Here is a 17032-nt window from a genome sequence, read left to right on the forward strand (position 1 = left end):
CTTCGCCCCGATCTCCTGGATCGGACGCTTCACCGCCTCACGCGCAATCTCGATGTCAGACTTAATGCTCATGGTCTTTACTTCCTGTCCCTCAGGTCCCGCGACTGCCGCGGGCGCTGGCCCGGTTGTGGCACGGCGCCGCCCTGGCGCGGGGGCGGGTATCCGACCTCTCCCGGCGGTCCGCGACATGGGCCGCGGCACCGGACGACGGCCGCGAGGGACCCCCATTCCGACATTTCCTGTTGTTAAACTTGTTTTCTCATTAGTCAACTCCCCAAACGCCTGCCCCGTCACGCTTGAAGCGCAGGGGCGGGTGTAGGATAACCGTGCGGAACGAACTCAAGCTGCAGGATATCCCCCCGATGAACAGGAGTGCCAAGGCCGAATTCCCGCTTGGACAGGCCATCGGGGAGACCGTGCGCATCGTCGTGGACACGCTGATCGCCCGGGTCCAGTCCGGCGACTACCCCACCGAATCGCGCCTGCCCAGCGAACGGGCGCTGGCGGCCGAGCTGGGCGTGTCGCGCAACACCGTGCGCGAAGCGCTGGACGTGCTGGAGCAACGCGAGATGATTCGCCGTCGCCAGGGCAGCGGCAGTTTCGTCACCTACCAGTCCGACGCGCCCGAGGCGCCGGTGCCGGGGTCCATCGGCGAGCGGACCAGCCCGCTTGACCACCTGATCGTGCGCTCGATCGTCGAGCCCGAGATGATCCGCCTTGCGGTCATGAACATGACCCCGCGCGAGCTCGAGGACCTGGCCCGCATCGTCGCACGGATCGAGGCGGTGCGCACCGACGTGACCGAATTCACGCGGTCCGAAGAGGATTTCTACCGCGCCATCGCCCATGCCACGCGCAACCCGCTGCTGGCTGCCTGCTACGAGCTGACGATCGAGGTCTGCCGGCAGAGCTTTCGCACCGCGCTGATGCGCAAGCATCTGACGCCGGTGCGGATCCAGGATTACCAGACGCGGTTCAACTCGCTGTTCAACGCCATCGCCACGCGGGATGTCGAGGCGGCGGTCGAGATCACCAAGCTGCACCTGGTCGAGGAACAGAAGCTGTTCCTGCAACCGGACTGACGGGCGTTCAGGGCGCCTCGTCCACCAGGTCGCGCGCGGTCAGACCCATCGGCCCCGCCCCCTTGGCCAGCCGCTGCTGCCACAGCTGGCCAACGGCCTCCATGTGATCGCGCAAGAGCGCCTCGTGCCGGTCCAGCCAATCGGGGACCGAGCCGAATTCGACGATCCGCGCCCGGCCTTCCTGCAGGGTCACCACCGGCCAGTCGCCGACCAGCGCATTGTCGATGCCGAAGATCGATTCGCCCCACCAGCGGGCCGGGCCGAAGGCGTGGGTGACCGAGTCCAGCTGCTTCATCGTCGCCAGCACCGACACCGGGTTGACCGAGGCGACCTTTTCGACCGCCGCGTGCCAGATGTCGAGGATGGCGACATATTCCCAGCTCACCGCGCTCCAGCTGCCGGGGTAGCGGGCGTTGTATTCCTTGAAGAAGGTGCTGGGCCGGTTGAAGAAGAACGCCTTGCGCGCCAGCTTGGGGTCGTCGAAGTCGGGAAACTGGAAGATCGTGCCCTCCATGAATCCCTGTGACGTGCGGTCGACCAGCCGCTGGTAATTGTCGAGCGTGCAGGACAGGATCTGGCCCTCGAAGCCCTTGTCATGGGCATATTCGGTCATCGCGTGGACCATTGGCGTGTAACTGGTACACCAGCACAGCACGTCCGGGTCCGCGTCCAGCATCGGCTGCACGATGGCCGCGACATCCGTGTGGTCGGGCGCATATTGCACATCCTTGACCACCGGCAGGCCGGCCGCCTGGAACGCCGCGCGGTAGGTGGCGATCGACGGCAGGCCCAACGCATCCTTCTGGCTGCACAGCGCCACGCGCCGCGCCTGTGGCTGGGTGCGGGCCAGCCAGTCGACCCCGGTCACGTTGTAGATCGGGTGCACCTCGGAGGGCGCGATCAGGTAGCGGGTGTCGGGCGACAGGTCGCTGGGCAGCAGGGTCGAGGTCAGCACCTTGTGCTCGTTCAGGAAGGCGCGCAGCGGTGTGAAGGTGTCTCCGCCCAGCATCATCAACAGCTTGACCTGTTCGGTCAGCACGAGGTGACGGGCGCCCTCGAGCGCGCGGTCCGGGTCATAGCCGCAGTCGAAGGGGATGATCCGCACCGGGTAGCGCCGCCCGCCGATCATCAGCCCGCCGGCGCGGTTCAGCCAATCTTCCCACAGCCGCGCCCCGTTGAGACCGGGCAGCCCCCAGGAACTGACAGGCCCCGTCAGAGGCGCAAGAAAGCCGATCTTGATCGGGTCGGTCATCCCGACACGGGTCTTGGGAAATAGCGACGTGAGCGCGAGACGATGCGCGAAACTGGAAGAGTGCATACCAATTCCTACCACTGGTCCGCTGAAAGGAAAAGCAGACACGACTTCATCTTAGGGCAAAAGATATTTCTGTGGTGAAAAATCGTTGACAGACAGGACCAGTGCCGCGAATTTTGGTTCAGACCAAAAGAACCAATTGAACCATCCTCGAACAAGGGAGTCGGACATGACCAAGAAACGCGTGGCGATCATCGGCGCGGGCCCATCGGGCCTTGCACAACTGCGGGCCTTCCAGTCGGCGCAGGCCAAGGGTGAAGAGATCCCCGAGATCGTCTGCTTTGAAAAGCAGGACAACTGGGGGGGCCTTTGGAACTACACCTGGCGCACCGGCCTCGACGAGAACGGCGAGCCGGTTCATTGCTCGATGTACCGCTACCTGTGGTCGAACGGACCCAAGGAAGGGCTGGAGTTCGCCGATTATTCCTTCGAGGAGCATTTCGGCAAACAAATCGCCTCTTATCCGCCGCGCGCCGTGCTCTTCGACTACATCGAGGGTCGGGTGCTGAAGGCGAACGTGCGCGACTGGATCCGCTTCAGCACCGCCGTGCGCTGGATCGACTACGATGCCGCGACCGCCAAGTTCACCGTGACCGTGCATGATCACGTCAAGGACAGCGTCTATGCCGAGGACTTCGACAACGTGATCGTCGCCTCGGGCCACTTCTCGACCCCGAACGTGCCCTATTACGAGGGCTTCGAATCGTTCAACGGCCGGCTCGTCCATGCCCATGACTTCCGCGACGCGCGGGAATTCGCGGGCAAGGACATCCTGGTCGTGGGCTCGTCCTACTCGGCCGAAGACATCGGCTCGCAATGCTGGAAGTACGGCGCCAAGACCGTCACCTCCTGCTACCGCTCGGCCCCCATGGGCTTCAACTGGCCCGACAACTGGGAAGAGAAGCCCGCGATGGAGAAGGTGTCGGGCAACACCGTCCATTTCTCGGACGGCACCACCAAGGAGGTCGACGCGATCATCCTCTGCACCGGTTACAAGCATTTCTTCAACTTCCTGCCGGACGATCTGCGGCTGAAGACGGCCAACCGGCTGGCGACGGCGGACCTGTATAAAGGCGTCGTCTACGCCTACAACCCGGCGCTGTTTTACCTTGGCATGCAGGACCAGTGGTTCACCTTCAACATGTTCGACGCGCAGGCCTGGTGGGTCCGCGACGCGATCCTCGGCAAGATCGACATCTCGGGCGTCACGACCGAAGAGATGCTGGCCGACGTCAAGGAACGCGAGACCCGCGAAGAGGCGGATGACGACACCAAGTACGCGATCAAGTACCAGGCCGATTACGTGAAGGAACTGGTGGCCGAGACCGACTATCCCAGCTTCGACATCGACGGCGCCTGCGAGGCCTTCTTTGAATGGAAGAAGCACAAGGCCAAGGATATCATGGGGTTCCGCAACAACCGCTACAAGTCGGTGATCACGGGCACCATGGCGCCGGTCCACCACACGCCCTGGAAGGATGCGCTGGACGACAGCATGAACGCATACCTTCAGAACTGAGGCTCCCGCCCTGCGGGGCGCGGCCTTGACATGGATGCTCCCGCGGCACGCAAGTGCCGCGGGATTTTTCTTGCGTCCGGATGGCGGGGCTTTGCCGCCTGCTGATCGGGCCCTTGCAGGCCCGCCTTGCGTCATCCTTGCCCGGGACAGCCTAGTGCGGGCCAAGACAAAGGGGGCGAGGCAGTCGGACCAAGCCCCGCAAAAGCTGCGCCACATGGCCGGGAGAACCGGCAGCACATCTGCCGCGCGAAAGCCGACATCCCAAGGAAAAACGCGCGGATGAGGCCATCCGCGCGTTTCCGTGCTTGCGAAGGGGGGGGGGGGCGAGGCCGCAGCCCCAACCGCCAAAGATCAGGACTTGCGCTTGGTCGCCTTGTAGGCGTGGTCCTCGTGGCGCCAGCCGAACACGATGGCGACGATCACCATGGCGAGGACAAGCAGCAGCCACAGGCCTTCGACCGAGCCGTAGCCGGCGTAGATGGGGCCCGAGATCCCGTCCCAGGTGGTGCTGTCGAAAGGAGCTTCCATGTCGATTTCCTTTTCCGCTTGAGGGGTTATTCGGCCGGGCTGACCGAGGGATGCAGGGCTTCGGGATAGGCCGATGCGGGCACCTTGACCGCGTCGAGCCCGAGGATCTCGGCCTCGGCCGGAACACGCAGCTGGCCGGTGACCTTGAGGATGTAGGACACGACGTAGCCGGGCACGAAGCCCATCAGGCCCATCACCACCGCACCGACTAGCTGACCGGTGAACGACGTGACGATCACGTCCTCGCCGAAGAGCGCCGGGTAGCCCTGCGCGGCGATGCCCACCGCCATCACGCCCCAAAGGCCGAGGAAGCCGTGCACCGCGAAGGCGCCCACGGCATCGTCGATCCCGCGCCGCTCGATATACGAGGCGACGAAGGGCATGGCGCTGGCGCCGATGAAGCCGATGGCAAAGGCCATGGGCGGGTACCACAGGTCGAGACCGGCGGCGCAGGAGATGATGCCGCCCAGCGCGCCGGACATCATCCAGAACGGGTCACGGGTGATCATCCAGGCGCCGATGATGCCGCCGGCAAAGCCCATCAGCACGTTGAAGGTCATGCCCGAGATGGTCATGGGCGTGCCGTAGATGGTCGCCTCGATCGAGCTGCCCCAGGACCAGGCCTCGCCCGGAACGATGACGCAGCCCATGAGGAAGCCCCAGAAGCCGGCGATGATCAGCATGAGGCCGATCAGCGTCATGGGCATCGAGTGGCCGGCGATGTGGTTGGCGGTGCCGTCGGCGTTGAACTTGCCGACCCGCGCACCGAGGTTGATCAGCACGCCAAGGGTGAAGAAGCCTGCGACCATGTGCACGACACCGGCGGCGCCGAAGTCATGGTAGCCGAACTTCGTCACCAGCCAGCCGTCGGCGTGCCAGCCCCAGGCGGCCGCCATGATCCAGACGAAGGCGCCCAGCACGATGGCCAGCACGACGAAGCCCGTCAGCTTGATGCGCTCGATCACCCCGCCCGACATGATCGAGGCGGTGGTGGCGGCAAAGAGCACGAAGGCCCCCCAGAACACGCCTGACGAGCGATCGTCGAGGTTCGGGCCCATGTAGGGACTCCAGGGCAGCGCGATCTCGTTGGCATAGGCCAGGCCCGAGATGCCCATGGCACCTTCGCTGAGGGTCAGTCCCGTCGGGAAGGCCCAGTAGATCCACCAGCCGATGAAGTAGAAGAAGGGCACGATCATCGCGAAGGCGAGGATGTTCTTGATGCCCGAGGCGAGCGCGTTCTTTGAGCGCGAGGCGCCCATTTCATAGGCGAGGAACCCGACATGGATCAGCACCATGATCGGGATCGTCAGGTAATAGAAGGTTTCGGCGAAGGTGCCGTTCGTGGCGGCGACCCCGGCCTGCAGCTCTGCCACGGCGGCAGCCAAGGCTGTCAGATCTTGTTCCAAGTTGGTCTCCCTGTCCTGAGATGTCGAAACATGCGACCCGGCCGGCGGCCCATTGGTTCGGACCAATTCAACCAACTGGATCACAGATGCCTATATCTCAGCGCGCAGGATCACTTTCAGTCAATGGTTTTTCTTGTTGGGAAAATTCTTTTCCGCCCGCCCGCGGTGTTTTCTTGTGCAAGCGGGCAATATGGCCGAAGTTTTGGGCGCCCCGAACCAGAGACAGGACCAAATGGACCACTTGCCCAAGAATCACCCTGCACCGCCGGGGTCGCCACACCGCCGAACGCAATTCGGGCCGCGCGCGCATGGCACGCCAGCCCCTGCCTTTCACTTTTCCGAAAATACTCCGGGGGAGTCCGCCCAGCGGGCGGACGGGGGCAGCGCCCCCCTCCCCCTCCACCTGTTCCGGCACGGCCCGTGTCCGGGCACGCGCAGGATCAGGTGTTGAAGAGGAAGTGCATGACGTCGCCGTCCTGCACGATGTAGCTCTTGCCTTCCGACCGCATCTTGCCGGCTTCCTTGGCGCCCTGTTCGCCGTTCAGCGCGATGTAATCGGCATAGGCGATGGTCTCGGCCCGGATGAAGCCCTTTTCGAAATCGCCGTGGATCACGCCCGCGGCCTTGGGCGCCGAGGTGCCGACGCGGATCGTCCAGGCGCGCGCCTCCTTGGGGCCGACGGTGAAATAGGTCTCGAGGTGCAGCAGGTCGTAGCCCGCGCGGATCAGCCGGTCGAGGCCGGCCTCTTCCAGCCCCATCTCCGACAGGAACATCTCGGCCTCCTCGGCGTCGAGCTGGCTGATCTCTTCCTCGATCTGGGCCGAGATGATGACCGTGCCGGCCCCCTGCTCGGCCGCCATCTTGGCCACGGCATCGGAATGGGCATTGCCCTCGGCCGCGTTGGCCTCTTCGACGTTGCAGACAAAGAGCACGGGCTTGGAGGTCAGCAGTTGCAGGTTCTTCCAGGTGCGCCGCTCATCCTCGGACACCTCGACGGTCCGCGCGGGCTGGCCGGCCTCGAGCGCGGTCATGGCGCGCTTCAGCAGCGCCTCCTGCTCGACCGCCTCCTTGTCGCCGCCGCGCACCTTGCGCACGATGTTCTGCAGGCGCTTCTCGATGCTCTCCATGTCGGCCAGCATCAGCTCGGTCTCGATGGTCTCGGCATCGGCGACCGGGTCCACGCGGCCCTCGACATGGGTCACGTCGCCGTCTTCGAAGCAGCGCAGCACGTGGGCGATGGCGTCCACCTCGCGGATGTTGGCCAGGAACTGGTTGCCAAGCCCCTCGCCCTTGCTCGCGCCTTTCACCAGCCCCGCGATGTCCACGAAGGTCATGCGCGCCGGGATGATCTGTTTCGAGCCCGCGATCGCCGCCAGCTTGTCCAGCCGTGCATCGGGTACGGCCACGTCGCCGACGTTCGGCTCGATGGTGCAGAACGGAAAGTTCGCGGCCTGGGCCGCTGCGGTGCGCGTCAGCGCGTTGAAAAGGGTCGACTTGCCCACGTTGGGCAGGCCCACGATCCCCATGCGAAAGCCCATCTGCACTCTCCATTGTCCGAAATCGGGCCGTGTCTATGCGCAAGGGCGCTTTGCCGCAAGCCGTCCCGTGCTAGGCTTCGCGAGCAACCGGCACGGAGGAGCGCGATGCAACCGATTCCCTACCTGTTCTTCAACGGCCAATGCGGCGCGGCCTTCGCGGCCTATGGCGCGCTCTTCGGTACGGCGCCCGAGATCATGCCGTTTTCCGCCATGCCGCCCGACGCGCAGGCCGCCATGCCGGGCGTTCCGGCCGATGCGGTGATGCATGCGGCGGTCAAGGTGGGCGACGGCTGGATCTACGGCTCGGACGATTTCGCCGGGAACAGCCCGGCGATGGCCGGCTGCAACGTCGCCGTCGCCCTGCCGGACGCGGCCGAGACGCGCCGCGTCTGGGACGCGCTGGCCGAGGGTGCCGAGGTGCGGATGCCGCTTGGCCCCGAGTTCTTTGCCCCGCTCTACGGCGCGCTAACCGACCGCTTCGGCGTGCGCTGGATGATCATGCAGGAGGGCGCGGCATGATCCTGCCCTATATCCATTTCCAGGGCCAATGCCGCGCGGCGCTGACCTTCTACGCCGAAGTCCTGGGTGGCACGCCCGAGATGATGTCCTATGCCCAGATGCCGGACGCGCCCGAGGCCTTTGCCAATTCGACCCGCATCCTGCACGGCCAGTTGGCGACCGATGGGCATGGCACGCTCATGGCCTCGGACTTCCCCGAGGGGTTCGAGGGCGATCCGCAAAAGGCAGTGTCGATCACGATCACCACCGAAACGGCCGACGAGGCGCGCCGCCTCTACGATGCCTTCGCCGATGGCGGAGACCCGATCCAGCCCTTCGCGGCGACGTTCTTTTCGCCCGGCTTCGGCATGATCCGCGACCGGTTCGGCACGCACTGGATGGTCATGGCGGGCGGCGCGACCTGAGCGCCGCGGCGGGCGGCTTTCAAGGGGCGCCCGCCGCAATCCCCATTGCCTTCGCCCCGGCTTTCCGCCAAACCCGGTCGCGCAATCCGACCGAGGGAGACCGCCCATGACCCGCATCGACGCCAAGTTCGAAGAGCTGAAGGCCGCCGGCAAGAAGGCCTTTGTCGCCTATGTCATGGCGGGCGATCCGGACGAGGCGACCTCGCTCGAGCTGATCAAGGGTCTGCCGGGCGCGGGCGTGGACATCATCGAGCTGGGCGTGCCCTTCACCGACCCGATGGCCGACGGCCCGACGATCCAGCTGGCCGGGCAGCGCGCGTTGGAAGCGGGGATGACCCTGCAAAAGACGCTGGACATGGCGAAGGCGTTCCGCGAGACCGACGACACCACGCCGATCGTGCTGATGGGCTATTACAACCCGATCTACAGCCGGGGCGTGGACAAGTTCCTGGTGGACGCGAAAGAGGCCGGGATCGACGGGCTGATCGTCGTCGACCTGCCCCCCGAAGAGGACGAGGAGCTGTGCCTGCCCGCCCAGGCGGCCGGTCTGAACTTCATCCGCCTCGCGACGCCCACGACCGATGACAAGCGCCTGCCGAAAGTGCTGACCAACACCAGCGGTTTCGTCTACTACGTGTCGATCACCGGGATCACCGGCGCCGCCGCCGCGCAGGCCACCGACGTGGGGCCGGAAGTGGCGCGGATCAAGGCCAAGACCGACCTGCCGGTCATCGTCGGCTTTGGCATCCGCACGCCCGAGGCCGCCCGCGACATCGCCGCCGTGGCCGATGGCGCCGTGGTCGGCACGGCCATCGTCGGGCAGGTGGCCGAGGGCAAGCCGGTGGCCGAGATCCTAGAGTTCGTCTCGGGCCTTGCCGCGGGCGCGCACAGCGCCTGATCCCCGACGGCGCCGATTGCAACTGCCGCGCGGCTTTGGCAATAAGATGCCAAAGCCAGCGGGGGAGAGCGACAATGGCCGTCATCACCAATATCGAGGACCTGCACCGGCTCTACAGGCGGCGCGTCCCCAAGATGTTCTACGATTATTGCCAGTCGGGCAGTTGGACGGAACAGACCTTCCGCGAGAACACAAGCGATTTCGCGCAGCTGCGCCTGCGCCAGCGGGTGGCGGTGGACATGTCCGGCCGCTCGACCGAAAGCACGATGATCGGGCAGAAGGTGACGATGCCCGTGGCGCTGGCGCCGGTCGGATCTACGGGCATGCAATGCGCGGACGGAGAGATCAAGGCGGCACGCGCGGCCCGGGATTTCGGCGTGCCCTTCACGCTGTCGACCATGTCCATCAACTCGATCGAGGACATCGCCGAAGCGACGAACGCGCCCTTCTGGTTCCAGCTCTACACCATGCGCGACACCGATTTCACCTCGCGGCTGATCGAACGGGCGCGGGCGGCGCAGTGCTCGGCTCTGGTGATCACGCTGGACCTGCAGATCCTCGGGCAGCGGCACAAGGACCTCAAGAACGGGCTCTCCGCCCCGCCGAAGATCTCTGCGCGGCTGATCTACGATCTGGCGACGAAATGGCGCTGGTCCATGGGCATGGCCGGGGCCAAGCGGCGGCATTTCGGCAATATCGTGGGCCATGTGGACTCGGTCTCGGACCTGGCCGATCTCGGCGCCTGGACGGCCGAGCAATTCGACCCGACGCTCGACTGGACCAAGGTTGCCAGGCTGATGGAGCAATGGGGCGGCAAGGTCATCCTCAAGGGCATCCTCGACGTGGAGGATGCGAAGAAGGCGGTCGAGCTGGGGGCCGATGCCATCGTGGTGTCGAACCACGGCGGACGCCAGCAGGACGGGGCGCTCAGCTCGATCCGGGCACTGCCGGCGATCATCGATGCGGTGGGCGACAAGGTCGAGGTGCATCTCGACAGCGGCATCCGCTCGGGCCAGGACGTGCTGAAGGCCCTGGCCATGGGCGCGCGCGGCACGATGATCGGCCGCAGCTTCATCTACGGGCTGGGCGCCATGGGCGAGGACGGTGTGACCAAGGCGCTGGAGCTGATCCAGCGGGAGCTTGACCTGTCGATGGCCTTCTCGGGCAAGCGGCGCGTCACCGACCTGACCCGCGCGGACCTGCTGATCCCCGAGGGGTTCGAGGGGCGCTGGCAGGCCTGACGTCCTGTTTCGGATCGCAAATGCGATCCGACCGGGGGCGCGGCGGCTGCGCCGCCGCGCCGGGGGGCCAGCCCCCGTCCGCGTGCCGCGGACTCCCCCGGAGTTTATCGGCACAATGAAGGGCGGATCGGGCCCGGGCTTTCATCTGCCTCCAAGGATCCGTACCGCGGGCAAACCCGCCGGGGCCGCGCCCATGTCGACAACGGGCAGAGCTGCCCTTTGCTTTCATTATTCCAGAAATACTCTCGCCGAAGGCCACGCGCCGCAGGCGCGTCCGGGGGCGCGTGCCATTGGTGGAGGCGCGGCACAAAGGCACGCGCCCCGGGATGTTTCCGGGAAAGGTGAAAGGGACCTGGGCGCTCAGGTGGCGCCGCGGCGCTTGAGCACCAGGGCCGCGGGGAGGATGAGGGCGATGAGCAGTGCGATCAGGCCGAAAGCCCAGCGCAGCCCGAAGCCCTCGGCCACGTAGCCCATGAAGGACGGGCCGGCGAAGAAGCCGAGAAAGCCGATCATCCAGGCGCGCGACAGTGCGACGGCGCGTTGGTTCGGCGACACCAGCAGGCCCAGCAGCGAGTTGGCCGAGGGCACGATCACCGCCATGCCGGTGCCCATCACCGCGACCGAGATCACGGCCATGCTCACGCTGCCCGCCAGCGCCAGGCCCAGCGCCCCGGTCGCGCCCAGTGCGGCCGAGGCGAGGATCAGCGCGGCCGGCCCGAAGCGGCGCGCCGCCCCCTGCCCCATCAGCCGCACGATCCCCATGCTGAGGCCCAGCATGGTCGGGCCGAAGGCGCCGATCCCGTCCAGCCCGCCCAGGGTGCGCTCGATATGCAGGGCCGACCAGGCCTCGGCCGCGTTCTCGCCCATGAAGGACGCCAGCAGGATCCAGCCCGCGAGGATCACGACGAGCCAGGGCATCGCCGTTACGGGGCCATCCGACGCACCCTCCGGCACCGCCACCCGCCGCCGTTCGGTCATCAGCAGCGCCATCGCCAGCACAACCAGCCCCGCCACCGCCAGGATCGGTACAGGCCCCAACCCTGCCTTGCGTGCGAGCCCCGTGCAGAAGGCCGCACCGCCGAAGGCAAAGGAGAACATGGCGTGGTTGACGTTCATCAGGCTCATCCCGTGCCGCGTCTCGAGCGCGGAGACGCGCAGGTTGGCGGCAATGTCCAGCATGGCGACGCTCAGCCCCGCCGTCAGCATCGCAACGGCAAAGCCGGCAAAGCCGCCGGCCCCCGACAGCAACGCCAGCGGCACCAGCAGCGCCAGCGCCGTCACCGGCAGCATCCAGCGCCCGAGCGCCGCGTCGAGCCGGGGCGCGAGGTACATCGAGACCATCCCGCCCAGCGCCGAGCCCAGCAGCGCCAGGCCGAGGTCGCGGTCGTCGAGCCCCGAGATCGCCTTGAGGTCCGGCACGCAGGCACCAAAGGTGCCCCAGAACAGCCCGACGGTGGCCAGCCCTGCCATCGGCGTGCGGCTCACCGCGATTTCCCGTCTCAGCGACATGTCCGCCCCCTCTTGCCCGCGCGCCTTGCTAGCGCTAACCCGCCGCCGCGCCAAGCCGCAAAACCGCGACCCCGGAACCGGGGGGACGAATCGGCTTTCCAAGCGGGGGGAATTGGCCTATAGGCGCGGCTTCATGCGGGGTTACAGCCTTGGAGGAACCCCGCCCCAACCAATGGAGAACAAAATGGCTGGAGAAATTCCTGATCTTCACGCCGAGGTACGGACGGGGACGGGCAAGGGCGCCGCTCGTCAGGCACGCCGCGATGGCAACGTACCCGGTATCGTCTTCGGTGGCGACAACGACCCGCTGTCGATCCAGATCCCCTTCAACGTGCTGCTCAAGCGCCTGAAGGCCGGTCGCTTCAAGTCGACCCTGTTCAACCTGAAGGTCGATGGCCACGAGGACGTCCGCGTCATCTGCCGCGACGTGCAGCGCGACGTGGTCAAGGACCTGCCGACGCATTTCGACCTGATGCGCCTGCGCCGCACCAGCCGGATCAACCTCTTCATCCACGTCGATTTCATCAACGAGGACGCGGCCCCCGGCCTGAAGAAGGGCGGCGTGCTGACCGTCGTGCGCGCCGAGGTCGAGCTGAACGTGCTCGCCGGCGACATTCCGGACCACATCACCGTGGACCTGACCGGCAAGGACATCGGCGACGTCATCCACATCTCGGACGTCGTACTGCCGGAAGGCGCCAAGCCGACCGTCGAGCGTGACTTCGTGATCGCCAACATCTCGGCCCCGTCGGGCCTGCGCTCTTCGGGCGATGCCGACGCGGCCGAAGACGAAGAGGCCGCAGAGGAGTAATCCTCTCGCGCCGCTTCAACGGCTTTGAAACCCCTCGCCCCCCGGGCGGGGGGTTTTTCTTTGTGCCGTCCTGACCGGGCCGGCCTCTGGCCCTGCCCCGCCGGCGCCGGTATAAGGCGCGCAAGGCAACAAGGGGGACCCGCGCCCATGCAGATCTTCGTCGGCCTCGGCAACCCGGGCGCCAAATACGCCCGCAACCGGCACAACATCGGCTTCATGGCGCTGGACCGCATCGCCGAGGATCACGGCTTTGCCCCCTTTCGCGGCAAGTTCCAGGGGTCCGTCAGCGAAGGGCGGCTGGGCACCGAGAAGGTCGTGCTGCTCAAGCCCGAGACCTTCATGAACCTCTCGGGCCAGTCGGTGGGCGAGGCGATGCGCTTCTACAAGCTGACCCCGGCGGACATCACCGTCTTCCATGACGAGCTCGACCTTGCCCCCGGCAAGTGCCGCATCAAGCAGGGCGGCGGGCATGCGGGGCACAACGGGCTGCGCTCGATCCACCAGCACATCGGCGCGGATTATGCCCGCGTGCGGCTGGGCATCGGCCATCCGGGCCGCAAGGACGCGGTGGCGGGCTACGTGCTGCACGATTTCGCCAAGGCCGAGGAAGACTGGCTCGATGACCTGATGCGCGGCATCTCGGACGGCGCGCCTGCGTTGGCGGCGGGCGACACGGGCAAGTTCATGAACGCGGTGGCGCTGCGGGTGAACCCGCCGCGCAGTTCGGACAAGCCCGCGCCCAAACCCGCGCCCGCACCCGACCCGGAACCCGAGGCGCCCGACACCCGTTCGGTGCTGCAGAAACTCGCGGACCGCTTCAAGTGAGCCGGATGGCCCAGGCGCTGCAGGCGCAGGCAGAGGCCTGCGCCAGTCTCGGCTCGCCCTTCATGGGGCGCCTGCTGACCGGCCTCGCGGACCATTGGTCCGACGACCTGCCGCTGGCCGCCCGGTTCGAGGCCTGGCCGGGCGAGATCGGCGCCTCCGGCCACTCCCTGCCGCTGCGGCTGGCGGGCGGGCTGCATGCGCTGGTGCTGACCGGCGCCGATCCGGAACTGGCCGCCGTCTACCCGCCGAACACTGCGGATGACGAGCGCCTGACGACCGCCGCGCTTTTGGCCCTGCACCGCCACGCAGCGTTCCTCGACGATTGGGTGGGCTCCCCGCCCCAGACCAACGAGATCCGCCGTTGCGCCGCCCTGCTGCCCGCTGCCAGCTGGCTCTCGGCCCGCTTCGGCCTGCCGCTGCGGCTGAGCGAGATGGGGGCAAGCGGCGGGCTGAACCTGATGTTCGACCGCTACGCCATGACCACCGGGCAAACGACGCTCGGCGCCGCCGACCCCGTGCTAACGCTGACGCCCGACTGGCGCGGGGCCGAGCCGCCCGCTGCCCCGATTACGGTCTCAGAGCGGCGCGGGGTCGACCTCAACCCGCTCGACCCGCATGACCCGGAAAACGCCCTGCGCCTGCAAGCCTACCTCTGGCCCGACCAGCCCGAACGCCTGGCCCGCACCCGCGCCGCCATCGCCGCCCACGACGCCCCGCTCGACCGCGGCGACGCCGCCGCGTGGCTGGACCAGCGCCTGGCCCAGCCCTGGGACGGCGCCTGCCACATGGTCTTTTCGACCATCGCCTTCCAGTACTTCCCCGATGCCACCAAGGCGCGGATCACCGCCGCGATGCAGGCGGCCGGCGCGCAGGCCAGCGACACCGCCCCCCTCGCCTGGGTCGCGATGGAACCCGACGACGTCACCCCCGGCGCCGCGCTCACCCTGCGCCTGTGGCCCGGAGACCACGCGATCCCGCTGGGCCGCGCCGATTTCCACGGCCGCTGGATCGACTGGCAGGCCCCCGCGCCCCGAGGCCCTTTACATGCAATCGGTGATCCCCAAAGATCCCCTTCATCTTGCCTATAAACTCCACGGGGGTGCGGGGGTGTGAAACCCCCGCCTCCGCCCTCACCGCATCCCGACCGGAGGAGGTCACAGACACATGCCCCAAAAGGACCCCGCGGTGAACATCCACGGCGGCGCGCTCGCCCCCTGTTCGACCGATCCGCTGACGGGCTATTTCCGCGACGCCCATTGCAACACCTGTTCCCAGGATACTGGCAGCCACACGGTCTGCGCCGTGATGACCGCCGAATTCCTCGCCTACTCGAAATACGTCGGAAACGACCTCAGCACTCCGCGGCCCGAGTTCGGCTTTGCCGGTCTCAGGCCCGGCGACAGCTGGTGCCTCTGCGCCAGCCGCTTCCTGCAGGCCCATGACGAAGGCTGCGCGCCGCGCGTCCACCTGGCGGCCACCCATGTCCGCGCGCTCGAGATCGTGCCGCTCGACGTGCTCGAGGCCAACGCGGCAGACGGTTGAAACCCGGCCCGGGGCTCTCCCCCGGGCCGGGCCATCTTTCACAGGGGTCAGTCGCGCAGCCGGACCACGTCCGACAGCAGCCCCTCGGTCCCGTTGAGGACCGTCAGGCGTTCGACCTTGCCGGCGACGCTTTCCAGCGCCTCCAGCTCCTTCAGCCGCAGCATGACGGGGTTCTCCGCCATGACCTTGGCCGTGTTGAGCAGCGCGCGGGTCGCGTTGGTCTCTTCGCGGCGCCGGATCACGTTGGCCTCGGCCTCCTTCTCGGCCGCGACCACCCGGTTCAGAAGCTCGCGCATCTCCCCGGGCAGGACCACGTCCTTCAGCGCCACCTCGGTGACCTCGAGGCCCAGCCCGACCATCTCGGCACGAACCTCGGCCGCTACGGCACTGTCCAGGCTGCCCTTTTCCTCGAGCAGCCGGTCCAGCGTCAGCGCCCCCAGCTTGCGCCGGTAGGCGAGTTGCAGCGCGCGGTGCAGCGCCTCGGTCACGTCTTTCACCGCCGTCACCGCCCGCTCGGCGTCGGTCACGCGGTAGACGGCCGAGAGGTTCACCCGCACCGTCACCCGGTCGCGGGTCAGCACCTCTTGCCCGGTCGCCTCGTGCACCCGGACCCGCAGGTCCATGGCTTTCACGGCAACGCTGCGCCCCAGCTTCCAGCTGGCATGGGTCCCGGCGGACAGGCGCCCCACCAGCACGCCATCGACATGCAGCATCCCGACATGCCCCTCGTGCACCTCGTGCAGCGTGTAAGCAGTGCTCAGCCCCACCCGCAGCAGCCGGCGCAGCACGGGCGCCGCGACCATCAGCGTGTCGTCATAGGCCACGCGCTCGACCGTCAGCGCCCCGGCGTCGCGCCAGTAGACGGCCCGCTCATAGGGCCGCACGGCCGAGACGGGCACGCCGTCGCGGCTGACCAGCGCGACCTCGCCCTCGAGGGGCGCGACCTCGACCAGGTGCGCGGCGGCCAGCTCGGGCCGGGTCCGCCACAGCGCGCGCTCATGCGGCGACGCCATCCGGAGCAGATCGATGTTGTGCACCTCGGTGCGCGCGTCCCGCTTCACACGGTGTCGCCCGGCACCCAGAATGGCCGTCACGCGGCCGTCCTCGAGGACGAGCATCCGTTCGGTTTCGGTCAGCGTGACCCGGGTCATCCCGGTCACGCGATCCCACAGGGTTTCCAGCACATGTCCCATCATCTTTCTCCTTTTGGTCGTGCCTATCGTCGTCGCAAAGCGAAGATCCTTTTGTCTGAGAGGGTTGGAGGCATCACGCCCCACAGGTGTTGATCGCCCGGACCGGGCGAGGGAAAGGAAACCGGAGCCGCCCCCTGCCATGCCCCGGCGCGGGAGAGGGGCGAGCGGGCCCGCAGACCTAGGGCGCACGATCGGGCCGCAGCCGTCACGCGGGCCCAAGGCCGGCGCAGCCGTCATCCCCCGCTCCGGCACCAGGCCAGGGCAGCGGCGGACCGTTCCTGTCACCCGCAGGCGACAGGTCCAGGCGCGCCCCTGCAAGGGCATGCCCCGGTCCCGTATGGATCGCGTATCCCGCGAAAGAGGGGAGTCGAACCCCAGGCGCTTGCGCACCTTGCCCTTGGGTCAAATGACGGGAGTCGAACCCGCGACACTTCGATTAACAGTCGAATGCTCTACCAGTGAGCTACATTTGAAACACATCGAAGGAGTCGAACCTTCGGCCCACAGAACCAAAATCTGTTGCTCTTCCACTGAGCTAGATGCGTTGCCCGTCCGTCGCGTCGCGGCCCTGGCATACGGGGTCGGCAGCGCCGCCCGCACCGGGGGAGTGATCACCTCCGCCCGCTAGGGTCCGTCCCGCCTCGGGTCGGTGACGGGGGAGATACTGGCAAGTGGCCGAGTCGCTCAACTGACAAATGCCGT

16 protein-coding genes and 2 tRNA genes are annotated in these 17032 nt (G+C 67.1%); 10 read left to right on the plus strand and 8 right to left on the minus strand.

The genetic code is table 11. The features are described 5' to 3' along the window. The first annotated feature begins 362 nt into the window (after nucleotides 1-362). On the plus strand, nucleotides 363-1082 hold the full coding sequence (locus MF270_RS18600) for a FadR/GntR family transcriptional regulator (RefSeq protein ID WP_238367284.1): 720 nt from the start codon (nucleotides 363-365) through the stop codon (nucleotides 1080-1082). Nucleotides 1083-1089: 7 nt separating this feature from the next. Here MF270_RS18600 and MF270_RS18605 read toward each other — a convergent pair whose 3' ends face one another. Beyond that, nucleotides 1090-2400 (minus strand): ABC transporter substrate-binding protein, encoded by a 1311-nt coding sequence (locus MF270_RS18605; protein WP_238367285.1) that lies wholly within the window; start codon nucleotides 2398-2400, stop codon nucleotides 1090-1092. A gap of 166 nt (nucleotides 2401-2566) precedes the next feature. Between MF270_RS18605 and MF270_RS18610 the strand changes: the two genes are divergently transcribed. After that, nucleotides 2567-3916 carry an NAD(P)-binding domain-containing protein gene (locus MF270_RS18610; protein WP_238367286.1) on the plus strand — a complete coding sequence of 450 codons (1350 nt, stop codon included), beginning with the start codon at nucleotides 2567-2569 and terminating at the stop codon, nucleotides 3914-3916. 351 nt (nucleotides 3917-4267) lie between these two features. On the opposite strand, the gene MF270_RS18615 is transcribed toward MF270_RS18610, so the two are convergent. The 3 genes from MF270_RS18615 to ychF form a co-directional block, all read right to left on the minus strand. Next, nucleotides 4268-4444, minus strand: coding sequence for a hypothetical protein (locus tag MF270_RS18615; protein WP_238367287.1), 177 nt, complete (start codon nucleotides 4442-4444; stop codon nucleotides 4268-4270). 26 nt (nucleotides 4445-4470) lie between these two features. After that, nucleotides 4471-5850, minus strand: a complete 1380-nt coding sequence (locus MF270_RS18620; RefSeq protein ID WP_238367288.1) for an ammonium transporter — start codon at nucleotides 5848-5850, stop codon at nucleotides 4471-4473. A gap of 440 nt (nucleotides 5851-6290) precedes the next feature. Next, nucleotides 6291-7388, minus strand: coding sequence for a redox-regulated ATPase YchF (gene ychF / locus MF270_RS18625; RefSeq protein WP_238367289.1), 1098 nt, complete (start codon nucleotides 7386-7388; stop codon nucleotides 6291-6293). 105 nt (nucleotides 7389-7493) lie between these two features. Here ychF and MF270_RS18630 point away from each other — a divergent pair, with 105 nt between their 5' ends. The 4 genes from MF270_RS18630 (at nucleotide 7494) to MF270_RS18645 (ending at nucleotide 10450) form a co-directional block, all read left to right on the plus strand. Further along, the gene (locus MF270_RS18630) at nucleotides 7494-7907 is read left to right on the plus strand and encodes a VOC family protein (protein ID WP_238367290.1); all 414 of its coding nucleotides are present in this window, start codon (nucleotides 7494-7496) and stop codon (nucleotides 7905-7907) included. Beyond that, nucleotides 7904-8311: a VOC family protein gene (locus tag MF270_RS18635; protein WP_238367291.1), complete on the plus strand. Its 408-nt coding sequence runs from the start codon at nucleotides 7904-7906 to the stop codon at nucleotides 8309-8311. Before MF270_RS18630 ends, MF270_RS18635 begins: the two co-directional genes overlap by 4 nt. Before the next feature lie 106 nt (nucleotides 8312-8417). Further along, nucleotides 8418-9209 (plus strand): tryptophan synthase subunit alpha, encoded by a 792-nt coding sequence (gene trpA, locus MF270_RS18640; RefSeq protein WP_238367292.1) that lies wholly within the window; start codon nucleotides 8418-8420, stop codon nucleotides 9207-9209. Between the two features lie 74 nt (nucleotides 9210-9283). Further along, nucleotides 9284-10450: an alpha-hydroxy acid oxidase gene (locus tag MF270_RS18645; protein WP_238367293.1), complete on the plus strand. Its 1167-nt coding sequence runs from the start codon at nucleotides 9284-9286 to the stop codon at nucleotides 10448-10450. A gap of 360 nt (nucleotides 10451-10810) precedes the next feature. Here the strand turns inward: MF270_RS18645 and MF270_RS18650 are convergent, their stop codons facing one another. Beyond that, nucleotides 10811-11959 carry an MFS transporter gene (locus MF270_RS18650; protein ID WP_238367294.1) on the minus strand — a complete coding sequence of 383 codons (1149 nt, stop codon included), beginning with the start codon at nucleotides 11957-11959 and terminating at the stop codon, nucleotides 10811-10813. A 184-nt stretch (nucleotides 11960-12143) separates the two neighbouring features. On the opposite strand from MF270_RS18650, the gene MF270_RS18655 reads away from it, so the two are divergent. The 4 genes from MF270_RS18655 (at nucleotide 12144) to MF270_RS18670 (ending at nucleotide 15137) form a co-directional block, all read left to right on the plus strand. Next, on the plus strand, nucleotides 12144-12770 hold the full coding sequence (locus MF270_RS18655) for a 50S ribosomal protein L25/general stress protein Ctc (protein ID WP_238367295.1): 627 nt from the start codon (nucleotides 12144-12146) through the stop codon (nucleotides 12768-12770). Nucleotides 12771-12917: 147 nt separating this feature from the next. Beyond that, the gene (gene pth / locus MF270_RS18660; protein ID WP_238367296.1) at nucleotides 12918-13595 is read left to right on the plus strand and encodes an aminoacyl-tRNA hydrolase; all 678 of its coding nucleotides are present in this window, start codon (nucleotides 12918-12920) and stop codon (nucleotides 13593-13595) included. A gap of 5 nt (nucleotides 13596-13600) precedes the next feature. Beyond that, nucleotides 13601-14683, plus strand: coding sequence for a DUF2332 domain-containing protein (locus MF270_RS18665; RefSeq protein WP_238367431.1), 1083 nt, complete (start codon nucleotides 13601-13603; stop codon nucleotides 14681-14683). A 76-nt stretch (nucleotides 14684-14759) separates the two neighbouring features. Then, nucleotides 14760-15137, plus strand: a complete 378-nt coding sequence (locus tag MF270_RS18670) for a DUF2237 family protein (protein ID WP_238367297.1) — start codon at nucleotides 14760-14762, stop codon at nucleotides 15135-15137. Nucleotides 15138-15184: 47 nt separating this feature from the next. On the opposite strand, the gene MF270_RS18675 is transcribed toward MF270_RS18670, so the two are convergent. The 3 genes from MF270_RS18675 to MF270_RS18685 form a co-directional block, all read right to left on the minus strand. Next, a complete protein-coding gene (locus tag MF270_RS18675; protein WP_238367298.1) occupies nucleotides 15185-16330 on the minus strand; it encodes a slipin family protein in 1146 nt (381 codons plus the stop codon). A gap of 398 nt (nucleotides 16331-16728) precedes the next feature. Next, nucleotides 16729-16803: transfer RNA gene (locus MF270_RS18680), tRNA-Asn, on the minus strand. Then, nucleotides 16804-16875: transfer RNA gene (locus MF270_RS18685), tRNA-Gln, on the minus strand. Nucleotides 16876-17032: the final 157 nt, after the last annotated feature.

This window comes from Mesobacterium pallidum, assembly GCF_019966535.1.
GTDB lineage: Bacteria > Pseudomonadota > Alphaproteobacteria > Rhodobacterales > Rhodobacteraceae > Mesobacterium > Mesobacterium pallidum.

Coding starts and splice junctions, on each gene's coding strand:
- trpA (WP_238367292.1), top strand. CDS start 8,418: ATGACCCGCATCGACGCCAAGTTCGAAGAGCTGAAGGCCGCCGGCAAG.
- MF270_RS18635 (WP_238367291.1), top strand. CDS start 7,904: ATGATCCTGCCCTATATCCATTTCCAGGGCCAATGCCGCGCGGCGCTG.
- MF270_RS18630 (WP_238367290.1), top strand. CDS start 7,494: ATGCAACCGATTCCCTACCTGTTCTTCAACGGCCAATGCGGCGCGGCC.
- MF270_RS18645 (WP_238367293.1), top strand. CDS start 9,284: ATGGCCGTCATCACCAATATCGAGGACCTGCACCGGCTCTACAGGCGG.
- MF270_RS18655 (WP_238367295.1), top strand. CDS start 12,144: ATGGCTGGAGAAATTCCTGATCTTCACGCCGAGGTACGGACGGGGACG.
- pth (WP_238367296.1), top strand. CDS start 12,918: ATGCAGATCTTCGTCGGCCTCGGCAACCCGGGCGCCAAATACGCCCGC.
- MF270_RS18675 (WP_238367298.1), bottom strand. CDS start 16,330: ATGGGACATGTGCTGGAAACCCTGTGGGATCGCGTGACCGGGATGACC.
- MF270_RS18605 (WP_238367285.1), bottom strand. CDS start 2,400: ATGCACTCTTCCAGTTTCGCGCATCGTCTCGCGCTCACGTCGCTATTT.
- MF270_RS18615 (WP_238367287.1), bottom strand. CDS start 4,444: ATGGAAGCTCCTTTCGACAGCACCACCTGGGACGGGATCTCGGGCCCC.
- MF270_RS18610 (WP_238367286.1), top strand. CDS start 2,567: ATGACCAAGAAACGCGTGGCGATCATCGGCGCGGGCCCATCGGGCCTT.
- MF270_RS18600 (WP_238367284.1), top strand. CDS start 363: ATGAACAGGAGTGCCAAGGCCGAATTCCCGCTTGGACAGGCCATCGGG.
- MF270_RS18665 (WP_238367431.1), top strand. CDS start 13,601: ATGGCCCAGGCGCTGCAGGCGCAGGCAGAGGCCTGCGCCAGTCTCGGC.
- ychF (WP_238367289.1), bottom strand. CDS start 7,388: ATGGGCTTTCGCATGGGGATCGTGGGCCTGCCCAACGTGGGCAAGTCG.
- MF270_RS18670 (WP_238367297.1), top strand. CDS start 14,760: ATGCCCCAAAAGGACCCCGCGGTGAACATCCACGGCGGCGCGCTCGCC.
- MF270_RS18650 (WP_238367294.1), bottom strand. CDS start 11,959: ATGTCGCTGAGACGGGAAATCGCGGTGAGCCGCACGCCGATGGCAGGG.